Source organism: Vibrio sp. AIC-3 (assembly GCF_013114515.1).
GTDB classification, from domain to species: domain Bacteria; phylum Pseudomonadota; class Gammaproteobacteria; order Enterobacterales; family Vibrionaceae; genus Vibrio; species Vibrio crassostreae_C.
Genome location: NZ_VTXG01000052.1, coordinates 1 through 10,910, shown reverse-complemented (window position 1 = coordinate 10,910; position 10,910 = coordinate 1). Strand labels below are relative to the sequence as shown.

Annotated in this window: 9 protein-coding genes and 1 pseudogene; 4 read left to right on the top strand and 6 right to left on the bottom strand. The window is 42.4% G+C overall.

Going from position 1 to position 10,910, the window contains the following annotated elements:
• Nucleotides 1-103: 103 nt before the first annotated feature.
• The 3 genes and pseudogenes from F0229_RS21945 to F0229_RS21255 form a co-directional block, all read right to left on the bottom strand.
• Nucleotides 104-349 (bottom strand): annotated as a pseudogene (locus F0229_RS21945) (cytochrome C biogenesis protein); the annotation flags it as partial.
• A 164-nt stretch (nt 350-513) separates the two neighbouring features.
• Nucleotides 514-1,284 carry a TerC family protein gene (locus F0229_RS21260; protein ID WP_171733660.1) on the bottom strand — a complete coding sequence of 257 codons (771 nt, stop codon included), beginning with the start codon at nt 1,282-1,284 and terminating at the stop codon, nt 514-516.
• A 357-nt stretch (nt 1,285-1,641) separates the two neighbouring features.
• Nucleotides 1,642-2,457 carry a 3-oxoacyl-ACP reductase family protein gene (locus tag F0229_RS21255; RefSeq protein WP_367613549.1) on the bottom strand — a complete coding sequence of 272 codons (816 nt, stop codon included), beginning with the start codon at nt 2,455-2,457 and terminating at the stop codon, nt 1,642-1,644.
• Nucleotides 2,458-2,513: 56 nt separating this feature from the next.
• On the opposite strand from F0229_RS21255, the gene F0229_RS21250 reads away from it, so the two are divergent.
• Nucleotides 2,514-3,437 carry a LysR family transcriptional regulator gene (locus tag F0229_RS21250; protein ID WP_016788378.1) on the top strand — a complete coding sequence of 308 codons (924 nt, stop codon included), beginning with the start codon at nt 2,514-2,516 and terminating at the stop codon, nt 3,435-3,437.
• Nucleotides 3,438-3,560: 123 nt separating this feature from the next.
• Here the strand turns inward: F0229_RS21250 and F0229_RS21245 are convergent, their stop codons facing one another.
• Together F0229_RS21245 and F0229_RS21240 are read right to left on the bottom strand one after the other, a co-directional pair.
• A complete protein-coding gene (locus F0229_RS21245; protein WP_171733659.1) occupies nt 3,561-5,408 on the bottom strand; it encodes an MOSC N-terminal beta barrel domain-containing protein in 1,848 nt (615 codons plus the stop codon).
• Nucleotides 5,409-5,516: 108 nt separating this feature from the next.
• Nucleotides 5,517-6,284, bottom strand: coding sequence for a carbohydrate deacetylase (locus F0229_RS21240; RefSeq protein WP_171733658.1), 768 nt, complete (start codon nt 6,282-6,284; stop codon nt 5,517-5,519).
• Between the two features lie 212 nt (nt 6,285-6,496).
• Here F0229_RS21240 and F0229_RS21235 point away from each other — a divergent pair, with 212 nt between their 5' ends.
• On the top strand, nt 6,497-7,390 hold the full coding sequence (locus F0229_RS21235) for a LysR substrate-binding domain-containing protein (RefSeq protein ID WP_171733657.1): 894 nt from the start codon (nt 6,497-6,499) through the stop codon (nt 7,388-7,390).
• 209 nt (nt 7,391-7,599) lie between these two features.
• On the opposite strand, the gene F0229_RS21230 is transcribed toward F0229_RS21235, so the two are convergent.
• On the bottom strand, nt 7,600-8,577 hold the full coding sequence (locus F0229_RS21230; protein WP_171733656.1) for an alpha/beta fold hydrolase: 978 nt from the start codon (nt 8,575-8,577) through the stop codon (nt 7,600-7,602).
• Between the two features lie 328 nt (nt 8,578-8,905).
• Here F0229_RS21230 and F0229_RS22085 point away from each other — a divergent pair, with 328 nt between their 5' ends.
• Nucleotides 8,906-9,241 carry an IS1-like element transposase gene (locus F0229_RS22085; RefSeq protein WP_367613548.1) on the top strand — a complete coding sequence of 112 codons (336 nt, stop codon included), beginning with the start codon at nt 8,906-8,908 and terminating at the stop codon, nt 9,239-9,241.
• A gap of 188 nt (nt 9,242-9,429) precedes the next feature.
• A complete protein-coding gene (locus F0229_RS21220; RefSeq protein WP_171733655.1) occupies nt 9,430-10,599 on the top strand; it encodes an MFS transporter in 1,170 nt (389 codons plus the stop codon).
• Nucleotides 10,600-10,910: the final 311 nt, after the last annotated feature.

Here is a 10,910-nt window from a genome sequence, read left to right as displayed (position 1 = left end):
TGATATCAGGAACTGTGCGCCTGTTGGTGACGTTCACCTAAATCCAGAAAGAGAAGCTGCTTAATAAGTAAGCAAATGATGACAACTACCTTGAAAAACACCGAGGGCTTCTCCAATAGGTTTTCCAGTCACCCGCTAAGCGCACTTCTAGAAAACCAGCAACCGTCTTACTCTCGGCATCAACCTGCCCGCTGATGACAAATCGTGTCTCGACTGGTGGGTGGTTGGGGTTTTTCAACCAACCTGTAGTCAGTGGTTCTGCCTTGACCACACTGACAAACAAGGTAGCCACTATTGCTATAAACAACCCTACGAAAGCTAGACGACAAGCTGGTTTGGAATTTTTCATTTATTACCCTATGAAAATAAAATAGATCAAACTAAATACTGAAGATGTGTTTCTTTGATCTATCAACAACCTTTAGAGAATGTAGAAACAAAATGATTTCTCAATGGAGTCAATGATCGCTTATGATTTTTTACGGTCATTCCTTGTATAGAACCCTTAACAGGTTAGAGTACCTCCTGACCTGTTTTAGACTGGAATGCTTTAATTCGCTGGATGACTAAGGTTCGCTTCTGTTTGTTTTTTATTTGTATATGACATAACTCAAGCGTTAGTCCGAAAACCATAGCAAAGTACACATAGCCTTTATTGATATGAATGGCTAAACCTTCCGCCATTAGTAGTCCGCCCAATAAAACCAAAAACAGTAAAGCCAATGTTTTAAATCCAGGGTAACGAGTAACTAAGTCGTTGATTTTTTCCGCCGTTAAAATCATAAAAATCGCAGATGTCAAAATAGCAGCTATCATAACTGGCACTTCAGATGTTAAACCAACGGCGGTTATGACTGAATCCATAAAAAAAACGGCATCTACCGCCACAATCTGGAGAAGTACGACGGCGAGTCCAGTCCTAGCTCGAGTCGAATATGACGATGGTGTATGTCTTAACCATGACCAAAGTTCTTTCGCACTTTTAGCCAACAAAAAACCACCACCCAATATCATAATAATATCTCGCCCGGTGAAGGTTGTATGGGCGAAGCTCAGCAAAGGATTAGTCAGAGACATCACCCACGAAATAGAAAACACGAGACCTATACGCGTTAACACCGCCAGAGCAATACCTAAATTACGTGCAACTTTGCGTTGCTGTACTGGGAGTCGCTCACATAGAACAGAAATGAAGACGACATTATCGACCCCCAAAACAATTTCAAGGATCAATAACGTTGCAAATACTACCCAGATTTCGGGTTGTAGAAAGAGCTCTAACATGTGCTAATCTCCTTAATACAAGAAGACAATGGGATAAAACGGCACCTAAAGGGGTCGTCCATAGAAGTAATTTACCTCTCTGTTTAGAAATGGAATAAGACTAAGCATTCGTTTTAATAACGCTAATTTTTTAATACGCTATCTGTTTTATTGGGGAGCTCGATATTTAACATCGGATGTTTATGTGGTAACAACTGGATGTCATTAGCAAGCGTGCAAAACTGTTCAAAACTGATAGGTGCTGAATGATTGACCTTGGATGTAGGCCAATCATCGTATCTCTCTTTGCTCATCATGAAGTGATGATTGCTTGAGGTTGGATTGATCAATCGTGAGTGACTCGACCGTGTATTTCGATTAAGAGGAAAAGCCACCGTCGATCATCAAGTCAGCACCAGTGATGTAACCCGCTTCTGAGCTAGCGACGAATGCTACTAAGCTCGCAATCTCCTCTACTTGACCATAACGACCAAGTGCACCAATAGCTTTTACAGGCTCTGAAGTATCGCCATTGTCTGGGTTTAAGTCGGTATCTACCGGACCAGGTAAAATATTATTGACTGTAATGCCTCTAGGGCCTAAATCGCGAGAGAGACCTTTGACCAATCCGGTTAGTGCAGACTTGCTCATTCCATATATAGAACCGCCAGCAAAGGGAATCCGCTGAGCGTTCGTACTACTGATATTGATTATTCTGCCATTATTATTCATGTGCTTCGTGGCTTCATGAATAGCCACAAACACACTTCGTACGTTGGTATTGATGGTCTTGTCCCAATCATCCATCGTCAAATTTTCAATACTGTCCCAGATCAGCGTACCTGAATTGTTTACGACAATATCAATTTGACCAAGTTGTTCTATGGTTTCGCTGATTGCATTTCTGATATCTTCAGGTTTAGTGCTATCCGCCTTTATTGCGATGACTTTGCCACCTTGTAAAGTTAAGCTCTCCGCAAGCGCTTTGGCTTTTCCGTGGGATGACACAAATGTAAAAGCAACAGACGCTCCCTCCAATGCCAATCTCTCAACAATGGCGGCACCAATACCGCGACTGCCACCTTGGATAAAAGCGACCTTACCTTTGAATCTATTGAAGTTATTCATCATGTTTACCTTAATTGAAAAGTCGATGTAATCATCTCGTTGATGTACGCAGAATAATCGATTCACATCTGCTTATTAAGTCCATATAATGACAAACATAAAGTCCTACAGGGAATTAATTAATGTTAAAAAGCCAGTTTGTGGAAGTTCGTCACTTTGTCACCGTTGCGCAGTTGGGGAGTTTTACCCTTGCGGCCCAAGCGCTTGGGATGACCGGTTCAGCTTTAAGTAAAAGCGTTGCTCGACTAGAAAAGCAGCTAGGCACCAAACTCCTTCATCGAACAACTCGACGCATCGCGTTGACCAATGATGGGGATTCCTATTTAGCCGACTGCCTTAAAGCGATGACTATTTTAGAGGAAGCAGAGAAGCGCTTAAGCAATCAACAATTATTGCCATCAGGGCGTGTGCGTATTGATTTACCCGCAGTTCTCGGTAGAAGAGCAATCCTACCCAAGTTGCTAGAATTAACGTCCAAGTTCGAGCAATTAGATCTATCTATTACCTTTAATGACCGTCCTACGGATTTAGTCAGTGACGGGATTGATCTTGCGATCCGCGTTGGGCACTTAGAAAACTCGGGCGATATTGTTGCACGTAAAATTGGGGAGCAAAAAAGGGTGATATGTGCCTCTCCCTCTTATTTGTCGGCTCGAGCACCGATTACTAAAAAAGAAGATCTAGCTCAACATGATTGCATCGTCGGCTGGCCTATAGGACAAAGGCATAGCTGGTTACTGAGAAATGCTAAAGGGGCAACCGAATCTGTCGATATTTCAGCACGTCATGAGATAGCCGATTGTGAAGGCATTTTACAATCGGCTTTATCTGGCGCCGGTTTAGCTCAACTACCAGTATGGTTAGTGAAGCAATACCTTGATGATGGACAATTATGCCCTGTATTAGAGAAACTCAATGGCGAAGGAGCGCCCATCAGTATTGTTTGGCTAAAAACACCTTACATTCTGCCTAAAATAAGAGTCATCATAGATGAAATCATTGCATTATCGAGCCGTCATCCAGATATTTTTGAGGCTTCTTTGTAATGTTGACTAATCGAAGCATGACATTGGAGGTCATTTGGGTGTTATTGTGTTTTAGATAGTCCAACGATATTGAGGCCACTATAAAAGTTTGATGGTGGCCTCAATCATAATAAAACCTACATACTAGCTAACAATATTTACATTTGTCTTAGGTATCGCGCAGCAAGCTAGGGCCATTCCTTTCGCCTTGTCACTGTCTTCAATTCCAGGCGCATCGGGCTGGTAAACCTCTCCTGATTTCACCGTGACTTTGCAGGCGCCGCAGAAACCAGCTCTGCAGTTATTCGAAATAGAAAGCCCTGCTGCTTCAGCTTGCTCCAGAACGGTGCGCTGGTTGCTTCCCTCAAATACGACTCCATCAAGGTTGATTTGGACCATCTTATGGCTCTCGTCGTTCACTCTTGCAACACCAAATGTCTCTTGGTGGTACTGTTCTTCAGGCAGCCCACTCTCTATCATCAAGTGCTTTACACTCTCCATGAAACCACCAGGACCACATACAAAAACTTGTCGTTTGTGAAACTCTGAAATTTGATTTAAATGAGTACGACTAAAATGCCCCTTTTCGCCAAGCCAATCAGTTGATGGCTCACTAAGGGCTAGAGTCACAGTGACATTGGCGTGTTGTTTTTCTAGCATAAGGAGCTCTTCCATGAATGGAATATCCGCTTCAGTCAAACATTGATGATAAAACGCAATATCACGAGTATCCCGTTGGTCAGTCAAGTACCGAAGTATGGAGATCATGGGTGTCACACCGCTACCGGCAGAAAGTAACAACAGCGGCTCATTCGATTCGTTGGCAATATGGAAAGTGCCTTTGGGTTGATCCGCAATAATGGTATTGCCAACTTGTAAGTGGTTGAATAACCAATTGGAGACTTCACCACCATTGACCCGCTTCACTGAAATAGACAAACGCTCTGGCCGAGAGGGGCTAGATGACAGCGTATACATTCGTTTGGTCAGTTTGCCATTAATCATGAGCTCAATAGGAAGATGTTGTCCCGCTTTATACTCAGGCACCATGCCGCTTTTGGGCTCAAACCAAAATGTCTCGAAATTTCTTGCTACTGATTCTCTTTCAACGCAAATCAACTCTTGTTTTTTGGCATCGAGATCTTCATAAAACTCCTTGGATTTATACTCAAGTACTTCGATAGCATCATTGATAGAGACAACACCTTCGTTTTTCGCTACAAGGTTTTGCCCGAAAAATATTTTGCCTTTCTCGTTGGCTCTAAAGCGCGAAAAGGTCGTCAATGGCTCTTTACTGTTCCTAAACTCTCCATTTTCCAGATCAAGTGTCGTTAAAATGCACCGCTCACACGGCTCTACAATTTCAAATTCGACATCACCTATTTTGATACGCTTCCATGAGTCTTCGATAAAAGGTTCGTCTGATTGCACCACCAGGTTGGTACGAAACTGTTCCATGGTGTGAACTTCGCTGCTGCGTCTATTTAGCTCCGCTAATGAGCCAGAGCTAATAAGCAAAACAGGAAATCCGTCGGCAAAGCTCACATTATGACCAAGGTTTTCTTTCACACGCTTAGATTGCTCGCCAGTAAACAGTAACTCAACTCGCTTCCCAATTACTTGGCTAAACCAGTCATTCGCTTCATCGGTTGTTGTATAGGCGGAAAAGTGGTCTCTCCAAACACTGGCATCTGTCGCCTGCATTTTGAAGGTAGAGTAGTGTAATTTTAGTGCCGCCAGCCCAGGGTAAGAAAAAATGACACCGGTTGGCATTAGACTAGAACTCACCTTCACCATATTTGGATACTGGCGCGCCGTCACCATGGTTGGGTATTTAGCCGAGGCGGAGACATCATCACCAGTTAACGCCAACATAAAGCGACGATCAAAAACAAGGCCTTGCTTTTCGACCCATGAAGAAGAGAGAGAAAGCCCGCCACTGGATTTGACTGGATAGATATTAACTTGGGAAAGTACGGTAGGATTTACCACAATGTCACCCTTTATTGTTGTGTTGACTTATTGAACCGAAAGGAACTGTTTTAACGACCTAACAAGGCAGATGGTTTATCTTGTCGCTACGAAGATTACCTCGCGGACTTAAGCATGAAGTGCATCGAAACCAACGCATTCAATACCATTTTTTCTTAGCCAGAGAGAAAGCTCATCGCTGGTTAGAATCTTCCACTCTTCAATACGAGCATGAGCATAGCTAGAGATTTCATCTAGCTCTTCAGTTAGCGTCCTTGCTGGGTGGCACATTAATTCAATCGTACTGTTAGGCATGCTGTCTTGATAAGCCAGTAATACTGCTTTGAGGTATTCAATATTGACACCTTCAGCATGAAAGCCCATATCAAACGCATCTGGGGTAGGAACCGACAGTAAACTTTGACCCTGTATAAAGCTATCAATACGCCTAACTGGAAGACCTATTTCATTCGCTGCCTGCGTGAAACCTATCTTAAGAGGACGGTAGGCACCAGCAAAATGGTGGCTATCGATATGATTAATATTAAATCCCGCATCTAAAGCCGCTTGATATTGCGCCATACACTCTTTAAAGACTTCATCAGAAGACACATCAGATTTATTAAATAGGGTCTTTCTATCAAAAAAATGACCATTCTCGTCGACCAGTGTTGGAACCAATGTAGGATCTGAAATGGGTTGACCAGATGTCACTGTAAAATGCAGTCCAACTTCAGAAATAAGGCCACGTTGATAGAGCTGTGACGCATGAGCGACGCCAGGTTGGTTCATCATGATGGTGGTCGATTTTACGGTTCCGGCACGAAAACAATCCGCAATCCCCAAGTTCACCGACTCCGTCAGCCCAAAATCATCAGCATTTAATATAAGTTTCATCGTATCTCATCCAAGTTATATCTTATCGATTCTTGTCATAGCGCTATCCGTTCCGATGCCCGTGTTGAACTTTCCGTCATCGACAACGTTGCGCTTCTTGATTGAGTCTCCATTAACGTCCTTGTAATGTGACATTACACAAATTAATCTATAATGACTCACAGCTTCGAACAAACGAACAATACCTCTGAATGAATTAACTAGAGTAATGCATGAGCTCAATAACCAATCAACAACAGCAGCTTTCTCTGCTTCATACTTTTAGCGTTGCAGCGCGCCACTTGAGTTTTACCAAGGCAGCAGAGGAGCTCTTTCTGACCCAAGGTGGGGTGAGCCAGCGAATTAAAAAACTGGAAATGCAGCTTCAATTCAATCTATTCATTAGAAAAACCCGAAAGTTAGAGCTCACCCCGGAGGGACAAAGAGTTCTGAGTGTTTTGAACTCATCATTTGAGTCCATATTTTCCACCCTTTCTGACATTCAAACCGGAGAGTTGACTGGTAGCTTACATATAGCGACATCACCTTATTTCGCCTCTGCTTGGCTGATCCCGAAACTCCCTTCACTTCGTCAGCTATACCCCAATCTAAGCATCAAGCTGCAAACCAAACAAAATCAATCTGATTTTCAATTTGAGCCTTACGATGTGGCGATTTTTTATAGCCAAGGGCGGTATCCAAACCACTACAGTGAGCGACTGTTTTCAGGGAAAAGAACACCTGTGTGCAGTGTTGATTACGCCGCCGAGCATGGCCTTCACAATGGGTTGAGCGCTCTATCTGACGTTAATTTTATCCATAGAGGGGATACGAGTGCGTGGCAGTATTGGTTAGATGAGATGAATGTCGGCATCGACTGCGAAAAGCGATGTGATTTCTATAGTGATAACAGGCTGGCGATGGAAGCAGCGGAATTATCGCTTGGTATATTCCTTGCTCGATATGAATTTGCGCTACCTTTAATCCAAGCGGGGAGATTAGTCGCGCCATTTCCACATATTGAATCAGGAAAGGGCTACGATTTGGTTTGTCCTAAAGGCATGGAAACGAGAGCAAAATTTCAAGCGTTTTCTCGCTGGGTACATTCTGAACTAGACAACGAATAATGCGTGCTCGTTGTATCGCGATATGACTGAGCACGAATCAACTCAATCGCCATTGTTCTCTGAATCTCTCCAACGCTTTAGGCTCATCACCGCTCAAATGAAAAAATACCCTAGCGTTCACTCTAGGGTATGTATTAACAACAATGATAGACAGTCTATAGCAGCAATGAAGACCGCAATAGAAACAAAACTCAGCTCAGTTTTGTAAATTATTTTTTATTCAGAAAGTCAATAACTAAAGGCTCTACTGTCGCAGGACACTCTTCTGGTAACCAGTGGCCACATCCTTGTATCGTTTCCCCTTGAACATTGTCACCGTATTTTTTTACCTGATTAAGGAAGGCATCACCCAGTCCACCGCCATTGCTGTCTCCTGGAATAACAAGTACAGGCATTTTTAGCTTATGGTCTTTAACGATTTCTTTGTTCTGCTCTGCTGAGGTAGTAAATGAACGATAGTACTCAAACGCAGCATGTAAGGTTTCTGGCTTAGCATACGACTTTGCATACAAATCAAGCAGTTCGTCTGTAAATACTTCTTTATTGGTCGCGTGTTTCTTGATGATATGAGAAAGAAACAACTTTTCCTTACCTTCAATAATGTTTTCTGCAAAGTTGTTTTCAGCAGTATAAAAACTCCAGTGCCACGTAGAGGCTTCGCCTTCTGGAGTAAAAGACGGGAAAGTATAGATAGTATCGTCTGGAATAATAGAATCAAAATATATCACTTTCGATATATCGTCTTGGTGCTGTGCGATCATCGGATACGTCATCCAAACCCCTGTATCATGTGCAACGACATCGAAAGGCTCATCAGGACTGAAGCTTTTCGCAAGACCATGAAGATAAGGATAAACATCTAACCCAGAATAGGTTGAATCTAATGGCTCAGACTGTCCAAGACCTGGCATGTCGACTGCGACAACGCGATGATCTTTAGCTAGCTTTGGCATTAGCTGATGCCACTCATACCATGTTTGGCCATACCCATGGACCATAAGTACCAGAGGTCCTTCACCTCCAACTACATAGTGAAGCTTTACACCATTCACATCTTTGAAGTTACTTTCAAAGCCAGCAGGGATTGGAAACTCACTGTTTGTTTGACTCTGCTCATTACCCGCAAAAGCCATTGAGGAAAGTAAAATACCCGAAGAGGCTAAAAGTGTTTTCTTCCATTTTTTCATAAGGTTAAATCATCTCATAACGTGTTAAACCGATATGCACTCACACTAAACGGCATACCGAAGCAGGGCGCAAAATGTGTCATGGCATATTCGAGTCGTCAACTGGGTGTTTTTTAGCAAATCAACATAACGGCTAAATTGTGTGCATTCATCACACTTTCTATTTATCGAAAGAGACCAGATAATAAATCATTTAAAAACAGACACTTGTTTTGCTTTCTTCTGAGCTTGATGTTCAGTCTAACGCTGCAAAAAAACACATTAAGTCCTGGTGGGAATATGTATTAATAATTTAAGGGACTTAATTCGACATGGGTTATCCCCTATCATGCAATCCAACTTGATAATTACATTCAAGAGATTCTCGGTATCTCTCACTGAGACTTTGAGGTTCGATGTGACAACGAATAAACCCAACTGCCGCTTCTGTTGTAAGAGTGGCAGCGTGGTAAAACATGGCTATGGTCCTAAAGGCCACCAAAGGTATCGCTGCCTGAGTTGCTGTCGCACGTTTCAAGTGAATTATTGTTACGAAGCCTGCAAACCAGGCATTAGGAGCAGAATTATTGAAATGACCGCACAAAATCATGGAAAGCGAGCAACCAGTCGTCACTTGCAAGTTTCGTACAACACGGTTCTAAGCGCATGTCATCGGGATAAATAGAAGCCATTCCCCCTTTGAAAATGCGAATTCCGATAATTTGCCGAATTCAATCACATTGAAAACGGCATTTTTATTGGATAAAAAACAACATTTTTGTGCCACTTTTCCAATACTTGGACTTAGGGCTCTAACAACAACCAATATCGACGGTACGTAATTACCGCATATTAATAATTTGAGTTGAAACAATGAAAAAACAAAGCTTGTTTATCTTTGCTCTATCTTTAGCCGTTTTTGGCGTTATCACGACAGAGCTGGGTATTATCGGTCTCCTTCCACAAGTCATGAAAGACTTCAATATTGATGTACAAGAAGCTGGCCTGTTAGTCAGTGTTTACGCTGTCGTCGTGGCGGTGAGTGGACCATTTATTACGTTAATGATGTCTGGGTGGAATAGAAAATACGTTTTAATTGGCATTCTTTCTTTGTTCGTTCTATCGAATCTGGTGTATGCAATGACGCAAGATTATACAACCATGATGATATTTCGCGTACTGCCAGCCTTGATGCATGCTGTTTTCTTTTCAGTTGCATTGGTAGCAGCCACTTCTATGGTTCCAGTAGAAGAGCAAAGCAACGCCGCAGCAAAAGTATTCGGTGGTGTCGCTGTTGGTTTGGTCTTCGGTATTCCGATTAGCGCTTTTCTAGCTGAACAGTATTCTCTCGCTTATGCCTTTTACTTTGGCTTAACTGCTTGTGCCATTGCGTTAGTGAGTGTGATGTTCTTGATGGAAAGCGCGCCTGTAAAGGAAAAAATGTCATTCGGCTCTCAAGTGACTATTTTACGTAGCAAGTCCATGTGGCTGTCTTTATCGACTGTAATATTCGTATTTGCAGCGATGTTTTCTTCGTACAGCTTTATTACTCAATACTTAAGCACAGTAACAAATATGAACGGTACGTGGATCAGTGCCATGCTGATGGTGTTCGGTGTATTTGGTATCTTTGGTAACTTCATCTTTGGCAAACTACTTGGCAAAAACATGAAAAAGACCGTGATGCTTTACCCTATTACACTTGGCCTTATCTATCTTGTTGTATACTTCATGGGTTTCTCGTTCTCATTTATGGTAGCAATGGTCGCGTTTTGGGGTGCAGTACACTCTGCTGGCTTGGTTGTGAGCCAAACATGGGTCATGGATAACGCCGGTGATGCGAAAGTATTTGCAAATAGTCTTTACATCTCTTTTTCAAACTTTGGGATCACCATTGGCTCGATAGTCGCTGGGTGGTTTATCTCTCAGTTCGGTGTAGAAAACCTATTCCTATCAAGCTTAGTCTTTACGGTATTAGCGTTGATTAGTATCTTACTAAATCAGAAAAAAAGTCCCGCTCTTAAACTTTCAGAAGTGAATTAATCCGCGAAAGTGCTGGCTTTCATGAGAGAAGCATAACCACAAAGGTCAGCACTATTTCTATTACTTGCTCATTCCTGATTGGATTAAACATGTTAGTCCAATCATCCATTCATTTTGCATTAGATTACGTTATTCAAAGTGCATGTCACTACTTTGAAGTGTCTATTAGTTCTAACAAAGTTTGGGGCGTGCGACGTGAAGTCGTACGAAGCGCTGTTCACCGCTAAACGAGTGAACCATCTGTATCACCAGATGAACCTAGGAGCCTGAATAAAGTAGCGGCTTTGACAATGTAACGAAGGTTGGTATTT

Bases quoted from the DNA above. Each gene is read 5' to 3' on its own strand.
- F0229_RS21260 (WP_171733660.1), bottom strand. From the start codon at position 1,284: ATGTTAGAGCTCTTTCTACAACCCGAAATCTGGGTAGTATTTGCAACG.
- F0229_RS21250 (WP_016788378.1), top strand. From the start codon at position 2,514: ATGTTAAAAAGCCAGTTTGTGGAAGTTCGTCACTTTGTCACCGTTGCG.
- F0229_RS21240 (WP_171733658.1), bottom strand. From the start codon at position 6,284: ATGAAACTTATATTAAATGCTGATGATTTTGGGCTGACGGAGTCGGTG.
- F0229_RS21235 (WP_171733657.1), top strand. From the start codon at position 6,497: ATGAGCTCAATAACCAATCAACAACAGCAGCTTTCTCTGCTTCATACT.
- F0229_RS21230 (WP_171733656.1), bottom strand. From the start codon at position 8,577: ATGAAAAAATGGAAGAAAACACTTTTAGCCTCTTCGGGTATTTTACTT.
- F0229_RS22085 (WP_367613548.1), top strand. From the start codon at position 8,906: ATGCAATCCAACTTGATAATTACATTCAAGAGATTCTCGGTATCTCTC.
- F0229_RS21220 (WP_171733655.1), top strand. From the start codon at position 9,430: ATGAAAAAACAAAGCTTGTTTATCTTTGCTCTATCTTTAGCCGTTTTT.